Here is a 22690-nt window from a genome sequence, read left to right on the forward strand (position 1 = left end):
ATAAAGTTGCTGAAATAGAAATTTTATAGGAGGTATGTTATGAAGACACTAAATCTTCACTTTATAAAAAGCCAAAGACAATTGATGAATATATCTTTACAAGAAATGGCTGAAAACCTTGGCTTTAAGAACGCTTCAACATATTTGAAGTATGAAAATGGAACTTATGCCTTTAAAGCTGATCAACTACCAAGATTAGCATTAGCGCTTGGATGTAATATCACAGATTTTTTTGTTAATAAAATTGCTAAAACAGCAATTTAAAGGTAGTTAATATTAACCAATTGGTGGTGATTAGAGTGATTAAAATCCAACTGGATGAGCAACAATTGAAAGAAATATATCTTGATGAAATTAACAAACGTTTAAAAGAGATTGATAAAGAAATCTCTTTTTGGGACACAAAAGAGTTGAAGCGCCAGACAAATATGAGTTGGAACACCATTCAAGATAATTTTTTTCACGATCCTGATTTTCCAAAATTTAAATCAGGTCAGAAATGGTATTTCCCTGCATATGAGTGCAAAGTTTTTCTCAGAAACTGGGCTCTAAAACAACAAAAAAAATATAAATTTTTTAACAAGGAGGCTATGTAATGAAAGATTTAAAAATATTCAAAAGTAATTTATTCGAAGTAGCTGCAAAGATTGAGAACAACCAAATTTTATTCGATGCAGAACAAGTTGCTAAAAGTTTAGGTTTTGTTTCTAAGACGACCAAAAACGGTTTTACTTATGAAAATGTTAGGTGGTCACGAGTAAATAGTTTTCTGCCACTTGTGGCAGAAGTGAAAAAAGGTGATCTAATCCCTGAACCATTGGTTTACAAATTGGCATTCAAAGCTCAAAACGAAATAGCCGAAAAATTTCAAGATTGGCTAGCAATTGAAGTAATCCCACAAATCAGAAAAACTGGTTCTTACTCAAATAAAGTTGTTCCTTTAAACAATAAAGAGTCACTAATAGCGGCAATGAAGCTCTCTATAGAAACATCAGAAGAACTGGACCAAGTAAAAGGTGAAGTCGAAGAAATTCGCCACATGGTGGAAGAACAAATCACTCTGACAAGTGGTGAACAAAGGCGTCTCCAAAAGGGGGTTGCTAAGAAAGTATATGAAATTGAAAACGACCCTGAATACAGACCGTTGCTTTTCAGAGAGATACATCGAGAAATCAAAGATCGCTTTGGCGTTGCTAGTTACAAAGACATCAAGAGAAAAGAGCTGCAAGCAGCTCTCAACTACATAGAACATTGGGTTCCTCGAAAAGTTTCTTGAATCAGAAACCATCCGGTGAAGCTGCCAGGCAAAAACCGGATGTGTTCCTTCATAAATATATTTTATTCGAAAACTAGAAATCTAGCAGTACATAAATCGGAACATGACAACTAGAAAACCGAACAAATTGTTCTAACTTGGAACAGAAGGAGGATAGAAGATGCATTACGGTTCTTTTCTTAAGAAATTGAGGGTTATCAAAGGCTATTCGCAAGAGGAAATGGCTGAAAAAATGCTTATGCCACGAACGACAATATCAAAAATTGAAAACAACAAGATGGAATTGAAATTATCTGATGCAGTTAGATGGGGGCAAGTGACGAATGCACCTGAAGCATTAGCAGCTATGTTATGCGGTGTAGATATCGCTTCGTTAACACAAATATTAACGATGTTAGTAGGAGGTTTTAGTAGATGGATATGGTGATTCTAACAATCATGTTTACATTTATCGCATTTTTCTTAGGAGTTATGTTTGGAGATTTTAATAGTAAAAACAAAAAAGAGCAGTGAACTGGCGGGCTCACTACTCAACGACTCATATGAAATAACCAACTTAATTATACCATTCATACGGTGAGGAAACAAGAACTTTTGTTCCCACCGTGCAGGGTCAAAGTATATCTACCAATCCCACCCCATCCCCTTATTTTGGCTCTGCACGGTGCGAATAAAGCACCATGATCTTTGAAAGACGAACAGAAAGGAGAGAGCTATATGAGTAAAAAAGAAACAATTGATGCTCTAATCAATAGACTCAAAAAAGATGGCATAAAAATTGACTGGTGTGTCAAATTCACAAATCTGAAGGAGGGTTGATTGATGGAGCATCCTGAGGTTACACAGTTACGAAGAACAGGCTATCCGAATTTGGTTGCACAGCCAGAGCATGCCGGGATTGACTACTTTGGAGAAGAGATTCTCGAAGGTGATGAAATCGTTGAATATGACGGTGAGATTATCTTGGAGGGCAATCTTCAACGGTATTTATGCGAGGTACTTGGATTTGAGTTCAAAAGCGCATAAAAAAGACTCCTGCTAGCAACAGGAGCCGATAAAACAACAATATTTAAAGTTATTTTAGCACAAAGCTTTGATAACGGTAAAGGGAGGATATCAAATGCAAGCTCAAGTGTTAACACTGACTACTGATATGTCACATGAGAAATGGCTTCAAGCCCGTAGGAATGGAATAGGTGGCTCAGATGCTGCTTCTATTGCTGGATTAAATAAGTGGAAGTCTCCAGTTGGAGTTTACTTAGATAAGCTGGGGCAGTCGCCTGAAGAAGATACAACAAGCGAAGCTGCATATTGGGGTAACAAAATGGAGGAAATAGTCGCTCAAGAGTTTTCTAAAAGAACTGGCTTGAAAGTAAGGAAACGTAATGCGATTCTAAAACATCCAAAACATTCATTTATGTTAGCGAATGTAGATCGCTTAGTCGTTGGTGAAAAGATTGGTCTTGAATGTAAGACTGCTTCCGAATATTTGAGGGATCAATGGAAGGATGAAGAGATTCCTGCATCTTACTTGTTACAGTGTCAACACTATATGGCTGTCACAGGCTATAAAAACTGGTATATAGCAGTCCTTATTGGTGGGAATAAGTTTATTTATAAGAAAGTCGAGAGAGATGAGGAATTAATTGAATACTTGATTGATATAGAATCAACTTTTTGGAATGACAATGTATTAAAAGAAATACCACCAGAATTTGATGGTTCAGATTCATCAGTGGATCTACTCAAAGCTTTATATCCTGAGTCAGTGCCAGATAGCGAGATATCTTTATCACCTGATACCAACACATTTGTAGATGCATTAGAGCAAGTAAATATTGAGATTAAACAACTAGAAACTCAGAAAAAAGAGTACGAGAACAAGATTAAAGCGGTAATGGGAGAGCATGAGAAAGCTGTTGCAAGAGATAGGTTGATTACTTGGAAAACTGTCACTTCTAATCGCTTTGATAGCAAACGATTCTCTAAAGAATATCCTGAGCTTTACAACAAGTTCACTAAGCAATCTATTTCTAGAAGGTTTTCTATTAAATAAGGAGGGTTTCAAGTGGCAACGAATACTGATGTTAAAAATCAATTAGCTAAAAAAACTAATACAAGCGTACAAAAGCAGGTATCTCCAGAAAATACATTAAATGCCCTTTTGAAAAAAATGGGTCCAGAAATACAGAGAGCCTTACCAAAACACATGGATGCAGATAGGATTGCACGAATTGCCTTAACAGCAGTGAGAACAACACCAAAATTGCTTGATTGTGATCAAACTTCTTTCTTGGCCGCAATCATGCAGTCGGCACAATTAGGAGTCGAGCCAAACACGGGATTAGGGCAAGCATACCTTATTCCTTACGGTAAGCAAGTTCAGTTCCAACTAGGTTATAAAGGTCTAATTGATTTAGCAGTAAGAAGTGGGCAGTATAAAGCGATTTATGCTCATGAAGTATATACGAACGATGAATTTGAGTTCCAGTACGGTTTAACAAAAGATTTAATCCATAAACCGGCAACTATTCCAGAAGGTGATCCAATTGGTTATTACGCAGTTTATCATCTTCAAAACGGAGGCTATGACTTTGTCTACTGGACGAGGGAACGCATTGATAACCATGCCCACAAGTTCAGCCAGGCAGTACAAAAAGGGTGGACCAGTCCATGGAAAACGAATTATGATGCTATGGCTAAAAAGACAGTTTTAAAAGAAGTCCTTAAATATGCTCCTAAATCCATTGAATTACAGAAGTCTGTTGAAGCAGATTCTACTATCAAGAATGAATTTTCGAAGGATATGAGTGATGTAATCGACATCACCGATTACACAGTAGATGAGGGTAGCGATGATCAAAAGGATGACATAATCATCGATGAATAACCAAACAAACGTAGTGCTGCCTGCTTGGATTTTCGAGCAGGCACAGGACAAAGAACAGTTGAAAATGCTTGTACTAAATTATATGCGAAAGTACCCGGATTATACCGTAAAACGAATCACTAAGCGGTTTGCGGTTTGTGAGATTAATAGGTAAGGAGTGAGCATCTTGCACGGATGGGTAAGCATCCATAGAAAAATAAAAAATAATCCAGTTTGGCAAGATCCAAAGTTACTTAAACTATGGATGCTCTGCCTTCTGGAGGCATCTCATAAAGAACATGAACAATTGGTTGGTAAACAAGTAGTGAAATTAGAGCCTGGCCAATTTGTTACTGGTAGATACGCTCTATCTAAGAGCTTTAATGACGGCATGAAAAAAAACGATATGGTTCCAGAAACTACTTTATGGCGTTGGTTGAAATGGTTTGAGAGTAATGGATTCGTGAACATCAAATCTAATACAAAATATAGCGTTGTATCAATAGTTAACTGGAGGCAATATCAACAAAGTGAACAACAAATGAACAACGGAAAACAGGGGTTATCAGAAAGTATCCATCAAACTGACCTGAAAAATGAACATCAAATTAAAGCGAAAAATCCTAGTGTACCAACGGTTGAGGATAGTCATCAAGAAAATAATGAGCAACAAATGGACAACAAATGGACAGCAAATGGACAACAAGTGGACACAAACAATAAAGGTAATAAAGGTAATAATGACAATAAAAATATTACTACTACAACAGCGCCAGAAAATCCGGTCCAATTGTTCGAATATCTTCTTTGCAGATTATCACCAATTCAGATGAACTCTCTTTATCAGTGGGTTGATGATTTTAAAGGCAATCAAGAAATTGTTAATGCAGCTATTAAACTAGCTGACAATAAAAATAAACGAAACTTTAACTTTGTAGAGTTTCTCCTTAAAGAGTGGCATAGCCACAATCTAATGGATATCGATAGAGTACGAGCTTACGAGCGAGAGAAATTTAATAACTCTAAAGTGAAACCCTTCGCTCGTAAAGGCAAAGGCATTGTACGTACTGAAATGCTGCCTGATTGGTTTGAAGAGAATGAGCAACAATCTAAACCGCAACCTAGCGGTCAACCAGCAGTCAATGATGGTGAACAGATGAGCGAATTTGAACGCTTAATGGAGTTACGAAAAAATTCGGGGAGTTGAAGGAATGGGAAACCTTTATAAAGCTGCTGTAATGCAAAAGAAGTTAAAACGTGATTTTATTCTTGGAAAACTTAGAGCATTAAACGTCACAGCCAGTCAAGAAGGGCTTCCATTAGATGAACTAGATTATGAAGATTTGAAATACGAATATGTACTTGCTTCATTTAGACAAATAGATTCAGAGACAAGCAGTAACGCTTGGTTCTAAGGAGGAATATGGAATGACCATTCAAAATATTAAACCAGTTTTAAAATGTCCGCAATGTAGCACACAGGGATACCTACTAGCTCCGGCAGGAAAATTAGTGTTAATGGAATGTGATGATACGAAATGCGGCCAGCAATGGCATACCATGGCGAAGGTTTGCCCGGAATGTAAAAAGCCTAACGGTTACTTCGTCGAAGGACCATGTAGAAAATGTTACAAAGAGAAGTACATGTCGTCATGAAGAAGCGTAACCCCGTTATTCAGAAAGCTTATGAACAAGGCAGAACTGAGGGCTTTGCGTTAGGTGAGGATATGGGCGAATTAAAAGGCATTGCTAAGACAACATCATTTTTCCGCGAAAAATTTCTTGAGTTAGAAAAAACGCCAGGTATAGGACCGAAAACCTTGGATCGGATTCGCAAGGCAATCGGTGAGAAGTATTTTGAAGCAGGTGAGAGTAATGGTTCTTAAAAACGCAACAAAACAAAGACAAAAAAGAATCATTGTTTTAGAGGATTTGGATTTTTTATGGGATGAGTTGGAGCTAGAAGAAGTCGCTCGTCAGTGGAAAGTTGGAAAAGACGTTAGGTTGATTGCTAGTAGTTTTAATAGAGATCCAGACGAAGTGTTATTAGCTCTCATCCATTTAGCAAAAGAGGATATGGTCTTCAAAAGAAATGGGGGACTTACCCTTGGATTTTAGAAAAGCGACTCTAGGGCAGCTATATTACATATCACGACACACAGAATTAGCCTTAGAAGCTCTTAATGAGATTAATAGGAGGAAACCTATGCAAGATATAATCATTCGACGTGCAAGGAAATATGAAGCTGAAAAGGCAATTCAGGACCATGTGAAAAGAGGATGCGAAATCATTTTTCCTCTAACTGAGTTCTCAAAACAAGGTAAGACATTTGATCGTGATAGCTACAATCGTCATGTATTTGCTGGACATAATTATTCGTCAGTTTGGATGGCTAAATTAAGAAGGGTGGAAGGTTAATGTTAGATTTAATCGCAATGTACGAGGCGCAAAAGGCATTTAGAAACAGAATTGATTATAAAGGTAATGACCGTTTTGGAGAACTTATTCTGGCTCTTCAAGTGGAGCTAGGGGAATGTGCGAATGAACTTCCGGAATCATTCAAGTTTTGGGCACACAAAGAGAACAACCTACAAGACGCGTTAATCGAATATGCTGACGGACTTCATTTCATTCTGGATATCGGTCACGAAATATTCTTTGAAGACTTTGACATGATCTACTTGTTGTCTGGAGAAGATAAGGGGCGGCCGTTAGCAACCCAGTTCAGATACATTTTCGCTCTCGTATCTAAATTGGATAAGACGAAAAGTTCCATTACCTTTATCGAGCTACTCTCTGAATATATCGGTCTTGGTGAAATGATTGGCTTCTCTTTTGAACAGATCGAAGAAGCATTCTATGTGAAAGACTCAATTAATCATCAAAGACAGGATAATCAATATTAAGATGTTGGAAGAAAAATTCAAGCAAATGATAGGTTACAGTGGTTATTTGATAAGTGATCAAGGGAATATCTTTTCAACTAAAAGAGGGAGCAAACGAAAATTAAGGGTTTTTAGCAATCAAAAAGGATATAAGAGAGTAGGTCTAATAGATTCATTAGGAAATCAAAGGCAAGTATTTGTTCATCGACTGGTAGCAGAGAATTTTATAGGTCCAATAGCGAACGGATATGTAGTTAATCATATAGATGGAGATAAGTCCAATAATACTCTACCTAACTTAGAAATTATTACAGAAAGTGAGAATATTCTTCATTCTTGTTATGTATTAGGAAACAACGTTAAGGCTGTAATTCAGCTTGATAAGGAAACCTTTGATGTTATTGAGACATATCCATCTATTACATTAGCTTCTAAAGCTTTGCGTGTGGATGATGCAGCAATTTATAAGGTGTGTACAAATGAAAGAAATTTCGCCGGCGGATTCTCATGGATATTTAAAGATGACTACAACGTTGAGAATATAGAAATCAAAATACAAAAAGCTATGAGAAAAAATAAAGCTAGATGTAAAAAGGTTAAACAAATTAACCCGGTTAATTTCAAAACCATAGCTGTATATGAGGGAGCGAGAGAAGCAATTAGGCAGACGGGTATTAATTCAATTATTTCTTGCGCTTCAGGATATTGTAAAACAGCTGGCGGTTATATTTGGAGGTATATAGATTAATGGGAGCAAGAAAATACAACAAGTACGGCAACCACAAACAAGTTGTCGATGGACATGAATTTGATAGCAAAGCAGAAGCGATGTATTACGGCCAATTGAAATGGCTGTTGCAAGCTAAACAGATTAAAGGGTTTAAGTTGCAGCCGAGATACCTTCTTCAAGAGGGATTCAAAAAGAACGGTAAAGCATACAGAAAGATTGAATATGTTGCTGACTTTGAAGTCCGGCACTTGGACGATACCACAGAAGTCATTGATATTAAGGGTGTGGAAACAAAGGAGTTCATGCTTAAGAAAAAACTGTTCGAGTATCGCTATCTAGATAAATTATCCGTAATTGGATATGACAGCTCCTTGGGATTTATGGAACTTGATAAGTTAAATAAATTGAAAAACAAGGTGGTGAAGAAAAGTGCAAAGAGTAGTAATCGCCGACGATCGTCCAACGTGGGTAAAGCGTGAGGATAGAATGATGGCTTGTATGTCCCGGTGCAATCTTTATAGGTTTTGTTCTTCTCGTATCGGTAGTGATTGTAAGAGACTTGGTGGTTTAGAGATTCCTAAATTACAAAAATAGGAGTGATCAAATTGAATACCGTTCAACCCATACGCGATGTGGCAATGATTGAAGCGATGAAAAGAGTTTTGATGGCCCAGCATTATCGTAATTACTTCTTGTTCGTATTGGGGATTAACACCGGTTTAAGAATCAGTGATTTACTCGCTTTAAGAGTGGGGGATGTTAGAGGGAAATCTCACATCATTATCAATGAGCAAAAAACAGGTAAGTTAAAACGGTTCAAAATCAATAATGATCTACAACACCATATAAGCGATTTTACCTTGAGTAAGGGTGCAGCTGAGTACCTATTTAAGTCCAGAAGAGGCAATGACCGTATTCATCGAGTGCAGGCGTGGAAAATACTTAGTGCCGCGGCAACAGAGGTAGGACTTAATGAGATAGGCACACATACCCTTAGGAAGACGTTCGGATACCACTTTTATCAGAAGTATAAGGATGTTGCGGTGCTTCAACAAATATTCAATCATTCGTCCCCGGCCGTCACTATGAGGTACATCGGGATCAATCAAGACATCATAGATGAGGCCGTGGATGGCTTTAGTTTATAGATTTTGTATTGTGTTCACTAAAATTTAGGAGGAATGAACGTGCGTGAGATAAAGTTTCGTGCTTGGGATAAATCAAGAAAAGAAAAGGAATACATCAATAATATGTATTGGTTTGAAGAAAATGGTGTTGATGATATCAACAACAATGTATTTTTGGATTTCATGCAATACACAGGCTTAAAAGACAAGAACGGTAAGGAGATTTATGAGGGGGATATCCTCGCTTATAAAGGCTTAGACGGTAGAAATCTAAATCTAGTTGTGAAATGGTCAGAACGTGATGCAACATTCCTGTTTGGTGGAGTTAGAACTGATTACGCAATCACAGGTGAAGTTGTTGGCGACATTTACGAAAATCCAGACTTAATTAATCAGGAATCATAAAAAGAAGAGCCCATGCAGAGGCTCTTCAAGGAGATGCATTGATATAAACCATGTCCTCTAAATAATATGTGAAATTCGGATAAATGATTGGGTGCTTAAATTAACTTTTGAATTATTAAGTTTACTAGGATGGGTATGGACTTTTGAAAAAAGGAGCGCAAAGGCTCCAACGTTCATTTTTAACTTAGAAACTTTGATCCAAAGAGAAAATAAAGAATCATTGAAGCACCTAAGAAGGAAGAGAAAAATAAAATTTGCTGTGGTTTAGATTGGTTTTTAAGCCATTTCCATCTTTTGCTCTCCATATCCAGCCAAAGGAAATCGACAATTAGTGCTACAAAAATAATTACAAGGAATGTAATCAAATTCATGAATTGCTTTCTCCTTTCTTGTACAAGTAGATTATAACATATTATGGAAAAACAGAAGAGTTATGACAAGTTTAAATTATAAATAAACACAAGAGTAAAAACGTTAATTAGGAAGGATGCAAATGATGATTAAACCACTATCTGAGTTTGATGAACTATTTGCAAAGATGGAAGATATTCAAGAAGGTCAAGACTTAACCTGTAATTGCAAAGAATGTTATTGGAATCTTTGGAATCCAAATTTTAAAGATAAATATTATGCCAGTGAAGCAGCGCTGCAATGCGTTTCAGAAAGTTTAGCTGAAATTAAAATGAAACCTAACACTGAGGAGTGTCCGGGTTACTGGAGTTACAAAGAAGCGTGTGGACACAGAAAAGAAACACGATAAGCAAAATGTTCACTTAGGAAGGAGATAAAAATGAACAGGGACGAAGCTAGAGAGTATTTTAAAAATTCGGGTTTGTCTTATTCAGATATTGAGGTTGAAGATATTGCAACGCTCAACAATTTCTTAGCAGAAGAATTGGATTTGTATTTGAAAGAAGGAACTGAACATGCCAAAGCAATGGACATGAAGGTTCGGAAACCATTGGCGAAAGATTTGAAGGTACTCAAACGCACTGGACTAAAATACGCCTTTTTAAAAGTAAGAGGAAGCTATTTTGATTCAAGAGAAGCTATTTCTTTCAATGAGAATGGGTTTATAGGGTTCGGCGGAGAGCTTGATAGTAAAAATGTTCAACCAATATTACGAGGTTTTCGTAGGTGGGTTGATCTATTAGTTAGTTAACAAAATGATAGATCAATTGATTAGGAGGAGAGAGGATGAAAGTATTCAAAATGAACGATTATGATTGGGTGGCAGCCGAAAACGAAAAGCAAGCAAAGGAATTTTATAAAGAAGAATGTGGTTTTGATGATGATGATATTAATGAGGAATTTGTTGGGGAAGTCAGTTTAAAAGAAGAAATGCTTATAGAAGCAGACGATCTTCCAATTAAAGAACAAAAGGAACAACAAAAAACCATGACATACGGAAATGTATTGTGGGTGTATAAATCGTTCGAATGGGTGATTGCCCATGAAAAAATAGATAAACCCCGTGTGATTTGCTCCACAGAATATTAGATCAGTTGATTAGGAGGAATAAAAATGGATCTAAATTTAAAAGCAAGCAAAATCCTATTATTAGACACAGCATTCACTCCTAACATGTTGGAGAACAATCAAGCTGTGGTTGGCGAAATTGAAGGTAAGTCAGTATTGATGATAAACGTAAATTTAGAGGATATAGAAAAACAAGTTAGAAAGCAAGAAAAACCTTCAACATGTATAGACCCGTTTAATGATCCTAGGAGAGATTGGTTCGATATAAATGATTAATAGATCAGTTGATTAGGAGGGGAAAGGATTGAGGTTAAAAGTAGGAGATACGGTAAAACATGAAGATGCTGCATTCACTGAGGATTTTCGTGTCGTAAGTAAATGTCAGGACAAAAAGGGATTTTATATGATTCAAGGTCCTAAACCTAAATATAGTGAGCCGTTCATTGTAGCAAGGAAAAAGTTGATTAAGGCTTAGTAAACAAAAGGTAGGATCAGTATATTAAGGAGGAATATCATGCAGTCTTTTAAAGTTAATTTATTTCCTTATGAAACGATAATAATTAATCAAACACAAGTAGATTACGGAGAAATCCCTTCTGGTTTAATTGATGGTTACATTGGAACAGTTTTCTACTTCAAAACATCGGATGCTTTTGATAAAGATACTCATGAATCAGCGATCAAACCATTAATTAAACAGCTTCAATCTGCCAGTGAAGATTATGGGACTTCCTTAGAATTAAGTAAATGCGAAGCGCTTATTTGGAAGGAGTATAGACAGGTAACAGTAGCTAGTTTCAGAATAAGGGATATTTATTAAAGAAGTGGTAGGAGGTAATTCCATTGAATTACTCAATAGGCAGCACGCTGATCCACAAGGGTAATAGATTCACAGTTCAAGATATTACGCGCCTTGACCAGTTGACCTTTCTCTTCTTCTCAGAGAGTCCTGGTCAGGGGGTTAGAGAAGATTTGATTAAGTGGGATGAAATTACGGTTGAATAGGGGGAGTTAGATGTCGTTAGTTACAGAATTACAAAAGAAAAGGGAACAAGCTGTAGATGAAAAGGTAATGGAGTTTGCTGAGAAAATGGAACCACGCCTCTTAGAAAGTGCAGAGAACGGATATTCAAGTTTGAATATTCGCATTACCAGCGAACAAGAAGATGGACATATATTCAAATCGAATGAATTTGTAGAAAAACTTAATGACCTTATGGATGGAGTAAAAGTGAAATATGTTGTTAAAGAAAAAACGCATCTGATTACAAAATGGACGTATAAAGAACACTACCTTCTCTTCTCATGGGGAGATGTAAATTAATAAACACAAAATGAGGTGGAAATGAATTGATACGATTGTTTAATAAGATTTCAAGTTGGTCACTTTACGCATTTGAGAATTATTTGTGGAATCCAATGAAAAAGCATAAAAAGATAACATATTCAGTTTTGGCTCTAATGTTTATAACACCGCCTTTAATTAGATTCATCTTTTAATAAACACAAGATAGAGATAGTTTACTATGAAAAGAAAGAGCCTACCCAAGCTCTTTCTAATCAATTGACCATATTGAGGGTTTTGGTAAGGAAATACGTCTAAGTAGGTACTGTGGAAGAATATGTAATTCCTTACCTGATAGTAATTTAACCATGATTAATAAAAGTATGCATGAAAAATTATTTAACGATAAAGAAATCTATAGAGAGGGTTGATTATATGAAGAATAGATATGAGACACTCGGCGAGACCACCGTCATCTTCATAAAACGTAGAAACGGTGATGTGTTCAACACATTTATTGATACTTCTGATCTGGAAAAAGTAGATAGTTTCCCGGGTAGTTGGTTTGTAAATTACAACAAAAAGACAGAATCCTATTATGTGATGGGCAACACAAAAAACAAAGATGGGAAACCTGCTTTGATCGGCATGCATAGATATATTTTGGATGCGCCGACAGATAGATTTGTGGACCACATAGACAGGAACACTTTAAACAACAAAAGAAATAATTTGAGAATAGTAACCTTGTCCGAAAACAACCAAAATACAAGGATTCAAAAAAATAACACATCTGGTGCTAGAGGCGTCATTTGGGATAAAGATAAGAAAAAATGGAGAGCTACTGTCAAATATAATGGGAAGGTTTATTATTTCGGTTATCACAGAACTGTAGAAGGTGCTTCTCTAGCAGCTAGAGAAGGAAGAAAAAAACTTCTTCCTTTCGCAAATTAAAAAGTCCCTGCAATGCAGAGACATGACCAGGAATCCCCGGCACCCAATTATATTTTAACATAGGGGGTTCCTGTATGAAAGAAGCTGCCAGCAAACATATAGAATCGATATTAAAAGATTACCATTGGATGATGAACTCGATTAAGATTCTGAGGGACTCTATGAAGGATGCAGGGGAAGGGTTGACAGCTCAGTATGGTGATGAATCTGATATGCCAAAGGCTCAAGGAACTACAAGTGACCCTGTTTATAAAGAGACAGTAAGACGTGAGAAGAGGTATAAGAAGATTGCTCAGTATGAGGAAAAGGTACAAGTTATTCAAGATAGGATGTATGTAATTGAGGATGATCGTGAGTTTGAAGTGCTACATTGGTTGTTAGAAGGAAAGTCATATAAATGGATTGGGCTTCATATGGGGCTATCTGAACGGCATGTAAGAAGGATAAGGGATTCGATAATTGTACAAATGTCTCAAATGTCCAAGTTGTCTAAAACGTCTTGAAGTTGAAATGGTAATATTTGCGAGTGTAAAATGGAAGGCAGGACAGGGGAGGCAGTTAAACAAGCTGCTTCCTCTATTTTTGTGCGTTGCTCACCTTTCGGTGATTTTATAGGAGGATTTACCCCGTTTTATGGCGAATTATGTTATAAAAAGGGGAGGATTGCATATGGAACAGGTGAAACAAGGATTGTGGATTTGTTCTAAATGTGAGGCGGTAATCACAGATTATAATGAGTACCATGACAATGATGGCGTTTGTGATGTGTGTTATTCCATTCCTCTTAAAAAACGAAGGGGGCTTTTGAAATGAACTCAGGTGTAAAACCAGGTGGATATCACTTAGACCTTCCTAGAGGCGGTCATCATCAAGACCCACCTCAAGGTGGACATCATATCGATCCAGGTGGTGGAGGTATATGATAAGCAATACTATTTTAAAAGACCCTAAGCCAGGTGGACCTCCTTCTGACCCTCCACGAGGTGGATATCACCCAGACCCAGGTGGGGGTGGACACTGATGGGAAATAAAGTCGGTGGAAGTCCAGATAATAAAGGGTTGGGTATTCGGTAATGGATAAGAAAAAGCTTAGAATTGCAATCTTGAAAGAAATAGATAATGGTAACAAACAGTTATCTGAGAGTGATTTTAAAGTTGAAGAGGAAGTGTTTGATGAAGCAGTTAATTTCTTAGTAAGAGAGAAATACTTGGCTGGTATATTCTATGCTGATAATCGACCTCAGTTTTTTGAGGCTTCATGCAATTTGACTGAAAAAGGTGAAGAATATCTATCAGAAAACAGCGCAATAGCTAAAACTTATAAAGGTTTAAAAGAGATAAGAAGTTGGTTACCATAAGCATCCTTTCGAGGGTGCTTTTTTATGTTCCAAAACAACTCAAATATATGGAGGTGGCAGGTGATGTAGCATGGCTGAAAAACATGTACAAGCAGAAAAAGATTATGTAAAAGGCATGAAATATAAAGACATTGCAGAAAAATACGATGTCTCCATTAATACCGTAAAGTCATGGAAAAAGCGATATGGATGGAATAGAGATAGGGGTGCACCCAAAGAAAAAAGTGTGCACACAAAAAAGCGAGGTGCGCCAAAGGGCAATATAAACGCTAAAGGCAATAATGGCGGTGCTCCTAAATCAAATCAAAACGCTGTAACACATGGGTTCTTCTCCAAGTTCCTTCCTGCTGAGACATTAGAAATCATGGAGCAAATGGAAGAACGTTCACCTGCTGATTTGATTTATGACCAGATACAGATTCAATATGCTGCTATCATAAGAGCGCAAAAGATAATGTATGTAGAGGATAAAGACGAGATCATAAAAGTTCTCAAAAAGAAAAAGGATTCTGATTTTGCAGAAGAACGTGAATGGGAATATCAATTCGCTTGGGACCGCCATGCAACATTTATAAATGCCCAATCTAGAGCTATGAGTGAGCTTCGGTCTTTAATTAAACAATTTGATGAAATGGCACATTTAGAAGATGAACGCAGGCTTAAATTAGACCTGATGAAGGCACAAATTGATAAAACTAGAGCTGATGCAGAAAAAGCTAGTAACAATGATTCTGATAAGCCAATAGAAATTTTAATCAAGAGAAAAGGTGATGGAACATGATTGAAAAAGAGGTCAATCCACACTTTGAAGATTTTCTCTTTGACTGGAATCAAAAGTTTCAATTTCTTGTGGGTGGATACGGATCATCAAAATCTTATCACGTCGCTTTGAAGGTTATTCTCAAATTACTTTCTGAAAAACGTACAGCTCTTGTCGTCAGGGAAGTATATGAGACTATCAGGGAATCTTGTTTCTCGCTGTTCGAGGAAATCCTTATTGAGCTGGAAATTGACGATAGGGTTAAAGCTGTGACTTCTCCAATGCAAATACGTTTTCCGAATGGCAGTAAAATCATATTTAAAGGAATGGATAAACCACAGAAACTCAAATCAATCCATAATGTATCGCTAATTTGGCTTGAAGAGTGTTCAGAAATTAAATATGAGGGATTTAAAGAGTTAATTGGTCGTTTAAGACACCCAACTTTGCCACTTCATATGATTCTCTCAACAAACCCTGTAGATGAGGGCAACTGGACGTATTCACATTTCTTTATCAAAAATAAAGGCCAAGAAGATGAGGTTATATTTCTTGATGATGAGGATTTATATGAGAAAAGGACACTGGTTGTCGATGATACCTACTACCATCATTCAACAGCTGATGATAATTTGTTCTTGCCAGCTAGTTATGTGGAAGAACTAGAAAAAACAAAGATATATGATTTAGACCTTTACCGAGTTGCAAGGAAAGGTCGATTTGGTGTGTCTGGAACTAAGGTTTTACCTAAGTTTGAAAGCAGGCCACACAATGAGGTTATGGATGCTATTAATGCTATTTATAAACCTGTTTACCGAGCAGGGATGGACTTTGGTTTTGAAGAGTCATCTAACGCACTCCTTCGTATGGCTATCGATGACAGAGAGAAAATTCTCTATATCTATTGGGAGTATTACAGCAAAGGTAAGGCTGACCCAGAAATTGCGGATGACTTAGCTGGATTTGTTCAAACAAAAGAGCTAGTCAGGGGTGATAGTGCTGAACCGAAAACTATTTTTTATCTTAAAAAGCGTGGTATTAATATTAAACCTGCTAAGAAATTTCAAGGCTCGAGGTTACAGAATACAAAGAAAGTAAAAAGATTTCACAAAATCATCTGTTCAGACCAATGTAAAAACACAATTCGTGAACTGAAAAGTTTAACTTACAAAAAAGACAAGCAAGGAAATACAATTTATGACGAATTCAACATTGACCCACATACATTCAGCGCCATTTGGTATGGATTAGATGATTATGAAGTGGTTGATTTGAAAAACCACAAAGAAACATACAAAGCCCTACAATCATTGGGTCTGTAAAGGAGGGATACTATGGCAAAAGTAAATGATTTTGAACAAGCAAAGGATATTCAATATGGAGTAGGCAGTAAGCAACGTTTTCCCGACTCTGCAAATACTCATTACACTTTTCCAAGTGTTGATGATTTATTAAGTGATGCTGATCAGATAGCTGAAATGGTGCAACACCACATGTCCTACCAAAAGCCACGCCTACTAACATTGAGAAATTACTTCAAAGGAAATAACACCACAATTCTAAATGGTAAAAGGCGAAGAGAGGAACATGTTGCAGATAATCGCGCCACTCATAATTTTGCTAAATACGTGAGCCAATTTGTCCAAGGTTACATGGTAGGCATTCCGTTGAAAACAACTTACCCAGAGGAAACTATCAATGAAAAGCTAAGGGATATGAATCGAGCAAATGATGCAGATGAACATAATAGTGAATTGATTTTAGATCAATCTATTTATGGTCGAGCATATGAGATTCTTTACCGCAGTCAAGATGATCAGATTAAATTCACTACATTGGATGCTGTTTCTACTTTTGTTGTATACGACGATACAGTTGAAATGCTACCTTTAGCTGGTATTCGTTACATGGATAATCAATTTCGTGATAACGAAACCATTGTTTATGTCTATACAGCCAAAAAGATTTATATTTTTAAAGGTAATCAGAACCTAGACAATATAAAGCTTGATAGAGAGCAAGAACACTCATTTGATGGTGTACCAATCATTGAATATAGCAATAATAAATTTCGCCAAGGCGACTTTGAAGATGTCCTTAATTTGATTGATCTATATGATTCTGCTCAAAGTGATTTAGCCAATTATAGTCAAGATTTAAATGATGCCATGCTTAAGATAGTGGGAAATCTAGAGATAGATGCAGAAGAAGCGAGGGAGATGAAGGAGAAAAATCTCTTGCTGTTACGCACCGAACCAACCACAACAGGCACATCAACACAGGCTGACGCAGGCTATATCTACAAACAATATGATGTTGCTGGTTCAGAAGCATACAAGGACCGCATTGCTAATGACATTCATATGTTTACCGCCACTCCTAACATGAATGATGAAAACTTCGGTGGTGTTCAGAGTGGTGAAGCGATGAAATACAAACTTTTCCTACTTGAACAAAAGAGAGCCACCAAGGAACGGTTATTTAAAAAGTCTCTGCGTGATCGCTACCGACTGATTAATAACATCATGAGAGTTGCTGCAGAAGGTGAATTTGATGTAAATGATTTAACTATTACATTCACCGAAAACCTACCTGAAAACATCGCTAAAGAAATGGAATGGTTCACTGGTGCAGGTGGCCGCCTATCCAATGAAACTATGCTCAGTATGCTGACATTTATCGAAAATCCTCAAGAAGAAATCGAGAAAATCGAAGAAGAGGAAAAAAATAGTCCTTTAAACCAGCCGATGTATGATTACGAAGTTGCTGAGCAAGAAGAAGTGACCGAGAATGAGTAGTTACTGGCGAGATAGGGAGCTTGAGCATATTGAAAAGCTAATTAAAAACGAATCAACTATCGCCAAAAAGATTAAACGAAATCAACTCAACACAATGGCAGAAATTCAGAGACTCATAGAGAGTTTCTATGGCCGTTACGCATCTTCCGAAGGTATTTCTATGGAAGAAGCAAGAAAACGCATAGGAAAGATTGATATGGAGCGATACGAGCGATTAGCAAAGCAATATGTCAAAGAAAAGAACTTTACGAAGAAGGCAAATGAAGAAATGCGATTGTATAATGCGTCGATGCGTATTAATCGTCTTCAACTACTCCTTTTAGAAATCCAGTTAGAAGTAATTGCATCTACCAGCTCAGAGGAAAGATTACTCTATGAGGAAATGACAAAGATTGCAAAGGCAGAATATGCAAGACAAGCAGGCATACTAGGAGAGTCATTGAATCGTAACGCTAAATCAATTGCTTCAATCGTAGATTCTTCATTTTTGAATGCTACTTGGTCAGATAGGTTATGGTCCAATCAAACAGCCCTTCGCTCAGAATTAGAAAAATTGCTTAATAGAGGGATTGTGCAAGGAGTTAATTCAAGAGTATTAGCTAGGGACTTGAGAAAGGTATTTAACTCAAGTATCAGCAACTCCGAGCGTCTCATGCGTACTGAAATGGCTAGAGTGCAAGGTGATGTTTTTAAAGACAGTATGAATCAAGGTGATTTTGATTCTTACGAGTATATCGCTGAACCATCTGCCTGCCCTATATGCAAATCCTTAGATGGCAAAGTGTTTAACCTTAAAGATATGAAAGTTGGAGTAAATATGTACCCTATGCATCCGAATTGTAAATGCGCTACTGCAGCTGCTGTGGATCGCGATGCTTGGGATGCTGATTTGAGGAGTAGGGGATTATAGTTTGACCTAAGTAAGTCATTAAAAGGCTATGAAACTCACAAAATCAATCGTACATGGGCATTTAGCAACTAAATAGAGTATTTGTGTAGAAAAGTCGTAGATGGGCTGAAAAAGCGTTTCTGGGGCTTATTTTTATGCAATGAAATAGGAAGTAGCGATGTGTATGTGGGATAGGAGGAAGCTTGATGAATTTACCAATTAACGTTTTAAATAAATCATTCTTATTGAAGCTGAATTTACAAAACTTCGCTGATGATCCGCAAGGCGGAGGGCAGGATGAACCACCAGCTGATTCAGAAAAACTTGAATTAACCGCGGATGAATTACAGAAGAAAATTGAAGCTGAATCAGATCGTAAACTAGCTAGTGCTTTGCAGAAGAAGCGCGGAGAGTGGGAAAGTGAGTTACAAACTAAAATTGATGATGCTCTAAAAGAAAAAGATCGTCTTTCTAAGCTGTCTGATAAAGAGCGCAAAGATGAGGAGTTATCACAACGTGAAAAAGACATCGCGAAACGATTAGCAGAAATTGAAAGAAAAGAATTGAAGGCAGATGCTATTGCTGATCTCAATCAAAAAGAGTTACCTGCCTCGTTTGCTGATTTCCTTATAGCAGAAGATGCTGAATCAACTCTTAAAAACATCAATGATTTTAAAACAGCGTTTGATGAAGCTGTAAATGCAGCAGTTAAAGAGAAGTTACGTCAAGAAACACCAATTGCAGGAACAGGTTCTTTCGCAAACGGAAAAGTGCCATCCGTTGCTAACTTGGCACAAGAACACAGATTGATAAAATAGGAGGAATATATTTATGCCAACATTTAATCCAGATAACGTTTTATTACAAGACGCAAAAACAGGTGCGATTCCCGAGGAACAAGGAACGCTAATTTTAAAAGAAACAATTTCAAATTCGGTTATGATGCAACTAGCTCAATACGAAGAAATGACCAAACAAAAGAAAACTTTCCAATATCTAGCTGAGGGTGTAGGAGCATACTGGGTTGGTGAGGGTGAAGTTATCCAAACATCTAAACCACAATGGCTAACAGCAACAATGGAAGCGAAGAAATTAGGTGTTATCATTCCTGTTTCTCGTGAATTTTTACAATACAGTGTAACAAATTTCTTTAATGAAGTACGTCCTTTAATTGCTGAAGCATTTTATAAAAAGTTTGATGAGGCAACGATTCTAAATGTAGATAATCCGTTTGTACAATCTCTTCAAGAGTCAGTTACAAGTGAAAGTCATATTGTTACAGGTGATATCAACGGAGATACTTTCTTTGAATTGAATGACCTAGTAAACGATGCTGGATTTGATGTGAACGCATATATCTCTAAAAAGAATAACCGTTCACTATTACGAAGAGTTGTAGATGGGTTTACTCAAGAAGATGGAACTATCACTGATCCAGTACGTTTGTATAATCGTGGAGCAAATACACTAGATGGCTCACCAGTTGCTGATTTAGAATCGACTAATATGAAAAAAGGTGAATTGTTTGCAGGTAACTTCAATTACGTTCGTTACGGTATCCCTTACAACCTAAACTACAGCATTTCAGAAGAAGCTCAGTTGTCATCTATGGTTGATGAGAGTGGTAAACCTATTAATCTTTGGGAACGTGAACTAATGGCTATTCGCGCCACTATGGATGTTGGTTTTATGGTCCTTAAAGATAATGCCTTCGCTAAAATCGAGCCAACTACTGCTCCTGAGGGTGCGTAATCTGTGTCAAAATATATTGTTGTAAAAGATTTTACTGATTTAGAAGATGGTAACTATGTTTATACAGAGGGAGATAAATTCCCTCGAAAAGGGAAATGCAAAAAGGCTCGAATAGAGGAGTTATCATCAACTACCAATAAGCGTGGAGAGATTCTTATAAAAGAAATCGAAGAAGGCGATTAATATGTTAAATAACATCAAAATTCTTCTCGGTATCAAGGACAATCTACAAGATGATGTCCTTGATATTCTTATTCAAAATGTCCAAAGCCATTTGATGGTTCTTTTGGGCAAGCAAATACCCGAAGAACTTTCTTTTATCGTGCAAGAGATCGTCATTCGTCGTTTTAATCGTATTGGTACAGAGGGGATGCAATCAGAATCAGTAGAAGGTCATTCTGTTAAGTTTTATGATCTCAAAGATGAATTTACTCCATATACAGATATAATTGCTTCTTACAAAGAATCAGAGGGTGAATCAGCAAGGGGCAAGGTGATGTTCTTTTGAGATTTGATGACCGAATTACTTTTGTCAAAGAGAAAGAATCCTATTATGACCCTGTGCAAGGTGAATGGATTGAAGGTGAGTTAATTAAAAAAACTTTGCCTTGCAAACTTTCTAATTTAGGTATCACCCGTACTGCAGAGTTATTTGGTTCTATTGATAAAAGGGTTACTGTAGCAAGGTTACAAGTGCCTTTCGTTGGTCCAATTGATTATGCTTTAATAAACGAACAAAAATATCAAATTAAGCGCCGTTCCGATTACAGGAAGGGTGTTTTTTATTTAGAGGGTATTGCAAATGGCTAGATCGAGTTCATTTTCAGTTACTGGTATTCGCCAATTACGAGGGCAACTCAAAAGAAATGCTAGTCTCCAAGATATCAAGAATATTATTCGATTGAATGGGTCTGAATTGGACAGAGGTATGAAAAGAAACGCCAACTTTGTAAAGGGGTATTCTGTTGGTGATACAAAACGTTCTATCAAATTAAGTATTCAAGACAACGGATTTACTGCGAAAGTTGCGCCAACAACCAACTATAGCCCTTATCTCGAATACGGAACAAGATATATGAGCGCCCAGCCATTTGTTTACCCTTCTTTTACTGTACAAAAAGTAAAATTTTTAAATGACTTAACAAGAGTAATGAGGTAGGTGGATAAATGGAGACTAAAAGTGTTGAACAACAATTATTTGATGCTGTTTTCATGGCATCAATGAATCTAGGATATAAAACAGTCGATTATTTACCACCTAGCGACTTTGCTTATCCATTCGTTTTCATCGGAGAAACATTTAACCAGGATGGCAGAACAAAATCTGGTTTATATCACGATATCCAGCAACGTATTCACGTATATCACACAATTAAAAAACGCAGAGAATTATCAACGATGGTTGATGCAATCAAGAGAGAATGTCGGTTGTTAAAGAGAGCTGACACATATTACATCAATTGCAAAAGAGCGCAAAGTCAAATCTTACCGGATAACACAGACGTGGAGCCACTGCTTCATGCAATTATCGAACTAGAATTTAGACTTAATTAGGAGGTTATTACATGTCAGAAATGATGCAAGGGAAGAATCGTATTCTTCTCTTTAGAAAATTGTCTCAACAAAATACTGTTGCTGCTAAGTTGGTATTCCAGACGGATCATACTTTTAGTTACTCTCGTGAATTAGATTCTATTGTTACAAAAGATGGTCGAGTAATCAAAGTTGGCGAATTAGAGTCTGAGGTCAGCATTGAAGCGATTCAAGCGAAAGATGATGCTGTTGGCCCGATGCTTCGTGACTCAGTAATTAAAGGGGAGAAACTGGAACTTTGGGAAGTATCAGTTGATGAAGATTTGAAAAGTAGTGAAGGAAAGTATCCAGCAGTATATGCACAAGGGTACCTAGATTCATGGGAAGATGCTGCAGGTGCAGAGGATGAAGCGACAATCTCAAGTAACTTTATCGTGGAACTTGAACCGCAATTCGGATTTGCAACGCTAACAGCAGAGCAAGAGAGTGCGGCACAATATGCATTTACAGACACTACGGCAGGTGGAGAAACTACAACAGGCGGAGAGCAGGCATAAGCTTGCTCTCTTACTTATTGGGAGGGTAAAAC

43 protein-coding genes are annotated in these 22690 nt (G+C 37.0%); 42 read left to right on the forward strand and 1 reads right to left on the reverse strand.

All coding sequences use genetic code 11. The features are described from left to right. Positions 1 to 39 precede the first annotated feature (39 nt). The 18 genes from MKX29_RS13255 (at position 40) to MKX29_RS13340 (ending at position 9293) form a co-directional block, all read left to right on the forward strand. A complete protein-coding gene (locus tag MKX29_RS13255) occupies positions 40 to 264 on the forward strand; it encodes a helix-turn-helix domain-containing protein (protein ID WP_341052062.1) in 225 nt (74 codons plus the stop codon). A 35-nt stretch (positions 265 to 299) separates the two neighbouring features. Then, positions 300 to 596 (forward strand): group-specific protein, encoded by a 297-nt coding sequence (locus MKX29_RS13260; protein WP_341105942.1) that lies wholly within the window; start codon positions 300 to 302, stop codon positions 594 to 596. Further along, positions 596 to 1276, forward strand: coding sequence for an ORF6C domain-containing protein (locus tag MKX29_RS13265; RefSeq protein WP_341105944.1), 681 nt, complete (start codon positions 596 to 598; stop codon positions 1274 to 1276). Before MKX29_RS13260 ends, MKX29_RS13265 begins: the two co-directional genes overlap by 1 nt. A 160-nt stretch (positions 1277 to 1436) precedes the next feature. Continuing rightward, entirely contained in the window at positions 1437 to 1703 is a 267-nt protein-coding gene (locus tag MKX29_RS13270; protein ID WP_340977565.1) for a helix-turn-helix domain-containing protein, read from the forward strand. Positions 1704 to 2098: 395 nt separating this feature from the next. Beyond that, positions 2099 to 2302 carry a YqaI family protein gene (locus MKX29_RS13275; RefSeq protein ID WP_341092042.1) on the forward strand — a complete coding sequence of 68 codons (204 nt, stop codon included), beginning with the start codon at positions 2099 to 2101 and terminating at the stop codon, positions 2300 to 2302. A gap of 94 nt (positions 2303 to 2396) precedes the next feature. Continuing rightward, positions 2397 to 3332, forward strand: a complete 936-nt coding sequence (locus MKX29_RS13280) for a YqaJ viral recombinase family nuclease (RefSeq protein WP_341105946.1) — start codon at positions 2397 to 2399, stop codon at positions 3330 to 3332. 12 nt (positions 3333 to 3344) lie between these two features. After that, entirely contained in the window at positions 3345 to 4166 is an 822-nt protein-coding gene (locus MKX29_RS13285; protein WP_341105948.1) for a recombinase RecT, read from the forward strand. Next, positions 4159 to 4320, forward strand: coding sequence for a hypothetical protein (locus tag MKX29_RS13290; RefSeq protein WP_251166495.1), 162 nt, complete (start codon positions 4159 to 4161; stop codon positions 4318 to 4320). The genes MKX29_RS13285 and MKX29_RS13290 overlap by 8 nt, the downstream gene beginning before the upstream one ends. A 12-nt stretch (positions 4321 to 4332) precedes the next feature. Continuing rightward, positions 4333 to 5352, forward strand: coding sequence for a DnaD domain-containing protein (locus MKX29_RS13295; RefSeq protein WP_341105951.1), 1020 nt, complete (start codon positions 4333 to 4335; stop codon positions 5350 to 5352). Between the two features lie 4 nt (positions 5353 to 5356). Next, positions 5357 to 5560 carry a hypothetical protein gene (locus MKX29_RS13300; RefSeq protein WP_341052048.1) on the forward strand — a complete coding sequence of 68 codons (204 nt, stop codon included), beginning with the start codon at positions 5357 to 5359 and terminating at the stop codon, positions 5558 to 5560. A gap of 237 nt (positions 5561 to 5797) precedes the next feature. Continuing rightward, the gene (locus MKX29_RS13305) at positions 5798 to 6031 is read left to right on the forward strand and encodes a hypothetical protein (protein WP_341105953.1); all 234 of its coding nucleotides are present in this window, start codon (positions 5798 to 5800) and stop codon (positions 6029 to 6031) included. After that, positions 6021 to 6263: a hypothetical protein gene (locus MKX29_RS13310; protein WP_322910562.1), complete on the forward strand. Its 243-nt coding sequence runs from the start codon at positions 6021 to 6023 to the stop codon at positions 6261 to 6263. The genes MKX29_RS13305 and MKX29_RS13310 overlap by 11 nt, the downstream gene beginning before the upstream one ends. 88 nt (positions 6264 to 6351) lie before the next feature. Continuing rightward, positions 6352 to 6564 carry a hypothetical protein gene (locus MKX29_RS13315; RefSeq protein ID WP_328199942.1) on the forward strand — a complete coding sequence of 71 codons (213 nt, stop codon included), beginning with the start codon at positions 6352 to 6354 and terminating at the stop codon, positions 6562 to 6564. Further along, positions 6564 to 7052: a dUTP diphosphatase gene (locus tag MKX29_RS13320; protein WP_341105955.1), complete on the forward strand. Its 489-nt coding sequence runs from the start codon at positions 6564 to 6566 to the stop codon at positions 7050 to 7052. The genes MKX29_RS13315 and MKX29_RS13320 overlap by 1 nt, the downstream gene beginning before the upstream one ends. Position 7053: 1 nt before the next feature. Then, positions 7054 to 7779: an HNH endonuclease signature motif containing protein gene (locus MKX29_RS13325; RefSeq protein WP_341105957.1), complete on the forward strand. Its 726-nt coding sequence runs from the start codon at positions 7054 to 7056 to the stop codon at positions 7777 to 7779. Beyond that, the gene (locus tag MKX29_RS13330) at positions 7779 to 8240 is read left to right on the forward strand and encodes a DUF1064 domain-containing protein (RefSeq protein ID WP_341105959.1); all 462 of its coding nucleotides are present in this window, start codon (positions 7779 to 7781) and stop codon (positions 8238 to 8240) included. The genes MKX29_RS13325 and MKX29_RS13330 overlap by 1 nt, the downstream gene beginning before the upstream one ends. Positions 8241 to 8366: 126 nt before the next feature. Beyond that, the gene (locus MKX29_RS13335; RefSeq protein WP_341105961.1) at positions 8367 to 8909 is read left to right on the forward strand and encodes a site-specific integrase; all 543 of its coding nucleotides are present in this window, start codon (positions 8367 to 8369) and stop codon (positions 8907 to 8909) included. A gap of 39 nt (positions 8910 to 8948) precedes the next feature. Further along, positions 8949 to 9293: a YopX family protein gene (locus MKX29_RS13340; RefSeq protein ID WP_341105963.1), complete on the forward strand. Its 345-nt coding sequence runs from the start codon at positions 8949 to 8951 to the stop codon at positions 9291 to 9293. Between the two features lie 179 nt (positions 9294 to 9472). On the opposite strand, the gene MKX29_RS13345 is transcribed toward MKX29_RS13340, so the two are convergent. After that, positions 9473 to 9664 carry a hypothetical protein gene (locus MKX29_RS13345; RefSeq protein ID WP_341065720.1) on the reverse strand — a complete coding sequence of 64 codons (192 nt, stop codon included), beginning with the start codon at positions 9662 to 9664 and terminating at the stop codon, positions 9473 to 9475. Positions 9665 to 9789: 125 nt separating this feature from the next. On the opposite strand from MKX29_RS13345, the gene MKX29_RS13350 reads away from it, so the two are divergent. The 24 genes from MKX29_RS13350 to MKX29_RS13465 all read left to right on the forward strand — a co-directional run bounded on the left by MKX29_RS13350 (position 9790) and on the right by MKX29_RS13465 (position 22658). Continuing rightward, positions 9790 to 10053, forward strand: a complete 264-nt coding sequence (locus MKX29_RS13350) for a hypothetical protein (protein WP_341105965.1) — start codon at positions 9790 to 9792, stop codon at positions 10051 to 10053. Between the two features lie 30 nt (positions 10054 to 10083). Beyond that, positions 10084 to 10455 carry a hypothetical protein gene (locus MKX29_RS13355; protein WP_341105968.1) on the forward strand — a complete coding sequence of 124 codons (372 nt, stop codon included), beginning with the start codon at positions 10084 to 10086 and terminating at the stop codon, positions 10453 to 10455. A gap of 35 nt (positions 10456 to 10490) precedes the next feature. Further along, positions 10491 to 10793 carry a hypothetical protein gene (locus MKX29_RS13360; protein WP_341105970.1) on the forward strand — a complete coding sequence of 101 codons (303 nt, stop codon included), beginning with the start codon at positions 10491 to 10493 and terminating at the stop codon, positions 10791 to 10793. Between the two features lie 24 nt (positions 10794 to 10817). Continuing rightward, positions 10818 to 11048 (forward strand): hypothetical protein, encoded by a 231-nt coding sequence (locus MKX29_RS13365; protein ID WP_341105972.1) that lies wholly within the window; start codon positions 10818 to 10820, stop codon positions 11046 to 11048. Between the two features lie 28 nt (positions 11049 to 11076). Then, positions 11077 to 11247, forward strand: a complete 171-nt coding sequence (locus MKX29_RS13370; RefSeq protein WP_341105974.1) for a hypothetical protein — start codon at positions 11077 to 11079, stop codon at positions 11245 to 11247. A 39-nt stretch (positions 11248 to 11286) separates the two neighbouring features. Then, positions 11287 to 11592, forward strand: a complete 306-nt coding sequence (locus MKX29_RS13375; RefSeq protein ID WP_341105976.1) for a hypothetical protein — start codon at positions 11287 to 11289, stop codon at positions 11590 to 11592. 23 nt (positions 11593 to 11615) lie between these two features. Continuing rightward, a complete protein-coding gene (locus tag MKX29_RS13380; RefSeq protein WP_341105977.1) occupies positions 11616 to 11777 on the forward strand; it encodes a hypothetical protein in 162 nt (53 codons plus the stop codon). 10 nt (positions 11778 to 11787) lie between these two features. Further along, complete coding sequence (locus MKX29_RS13385; protein ID WP_341105979.1) at positions 11788 to 12096, forward strand: hypothetical protein; 309 nt, start codon at positions 11788 to 11790, stop codon at positions 12094 to 12096. Positions 12097 to 12492: 396 nt separating this feature from the next. Then, the gene (locus MKX29_RS13390; protein ID WP_341105981.1) at positions 12493 to 13011 is read left to right on the forward strand and encodes an HNH endonuclease; all 519 of its coding nucleotides are present in this window, start codon (positions 12493 to 12495) and stop codon (positions 13009 to 13011) included. Between the two features lie 74 nt (positions 13012 to 13085). Continuing rightward, positions 13086 to 13514, forward strand: coding sequence for a helix-turn-helix transcriptional regulator (locus MKX29_RS13395; RefSeq protein WP_341105983.1), 429 nt, complete (start codon positions 13086 to 13088; stop codon positions 13512 to 13514). Positions 13515 to 13680: 166 nt separating this feature from the next. Continuing rightward, positions 13681 to 13824, forward strand: a complete 144-nt coding sequence (locus MKX29_RS13400; RefSeq protein ID WP_341105985.1) for a hypothetical protein — start codon at positions 13681 to 13683, stop codon at positions 13822 to 13824. A gap of 260 nt (positions 13825 to 14084) precedes the next feature. Beyond that, positions 14085 to 14369, forward strand: a complete 285-nt coding sequence (locus tag MKX29_RS13405) for a YjcQ family protein (protein ID WP_341105987.1) — start codon at positions 14085 to 14087, stop codon at positions 14367 to 14369. Between the two features lie 70 nt (positions 14370 to 14439). Beyond that, complete coding sequence (gene terS / locus MKX29_RS13410) at positions 14440 to 15150, forward strand: phage terminase small subunit (RefSeq protein WP_341105990.1); 711 nt, start codon at positions 14440 to 14442, stop codon at positions 15148 to 15150. Next, positions 15147 to 16451, forward strand: coding sequence for a PBSX family phage terminase large subunit (locus MKX29_RS13415; RefSeq protein ID WP_341105992.1), 1305 nt, complete (start codon positions 15147 to 15149; stop codon positions 16449 to 16451). Before terS ends, MKX29_RS13415 begins: the two co-directional genes overlap by 4 nt. A gap of 12 nt (positions 16452 to 16463) precedes the next feature. After that, entirely contained in the window at positions 16464 to 17927 is a 1464-nt protein-coding gene (locus MKX29_RS13420) for a phage portal protein (RefSeq protein ID WP_341105995.1), read from the forward strand. Continuing rightward, positions 17920 to 18837, forward strand: coding sequence for a minor capsid protein (locus MKX29_RS13425; protein WP_341105997.1), 918 nt, complete (start codon positions 17920 to 17922; stop codon positions 18835 to 18837). Before MKX29_RS13420 ends, MKX29_RS13425 begins: the two co-directional genes overlap by 8 nt. 185 nt (positions 18838 to 19022) lie before the next feature. Beyond that, positions 19023 to 19634 (forward strand): DUF4355 domain-containing protein, encoded by a 612-nt coding sequence (locus MKX29_RS13430; RefSeq protein ID WP_341106000.1) that lies wholly within the window; start codon positions 19023 to 19025, stop codon positions 19632 to 19634. Between the two features lie 13 nt (positions 19635 to 19647). Beyond that, entirely contained in the window at positions 19648 to 20568 is a 921-nt protein-coding gene (locus MKX29_RS13435; protein WP_341106001.1) for a phage major capsid protein, read from the forward strand. A 3-nt stretch (positions 20569 to 20571) separates the two neighbouring features. Further along, a complete protein-coding gene (locus tag MKX29_RS13440; protein WP_340977589.1) occupies positions 20572 to 20751 on the forward strand; it encodes a hypothetical protein in 180 nt (59 codons plus the stop codon). A gap of 1 nt (position 20752) precedes the next feature. Next, a complete protein-coding gene (locus MKX29_RS13445) occupies positions 20753 to 21076 on the forward strand; it encodes a phage head-tail connector protein (protein WP_341106003.1) in 324 nt (107 codons plus the stop codon). After that, positions 21073 to 21378, forward strand: coding sequence for a hypothetical protein (locus MKX29_RS13450; RefSeq protein WP_341106005.1), 306 nt, complete (start codon positions 21073 to 21075; stop codon positions 21376 to 21378). Before MKX29_RS13445 ends, MKX29_RS13450 begins: the two co-directional genes overlap by 4 nt. Beyond that, complete coding sequence (locus MKX29_RS13455; protein WP_341106007.1) at positions 21371 to 21727, forward strand: HK97-gp10 family putative phage morphogenesis protein; 357 nt, start codon at positions 21371 to 21373, stop codon at positions 21725 to 21727. Before MKX29_RS13450 ends, MKX29_RS13455 begins: the two co-directional genes overlap by 8 nt. A gap of 8 nt (positions 21728 to 21735) precedes the next feature. Then, complete coding sequence (locus MKX29_RS13460; protein WP_340977596.1) at positions 21736 to 22122, forward strand: hypothetical protein; 387 nt, start codon at positions 21736 to 21738, stop codon at positions 22120 to 22122. Positions 22123 to 22133: 11 nt separating this feature from the next. Further along, positions 22134 to 22658 (forward strand): phage major tail protein, TP901-1 family, encoded by a 525-nt coding sequence (locus MKX29_RS13465; RefSeq protein ID WP_341106009.1) that lies wholly within the window; start codon positions 22134 to 22136, stop codon positions 22656 to 22658. The last annotated feature ends 32 nt before the right edge of the window (positions 22659 to 22690 follow it).

The organism is Cytobacillus sp. FSL R7-0696 (genome assembly GCF_038006865.1).
Lineage (GTDB): Bacteria > Bacillota > Bacilli > Bacillales > Cytobacillaceae > Cytobacillus > Cytobacillus kochii.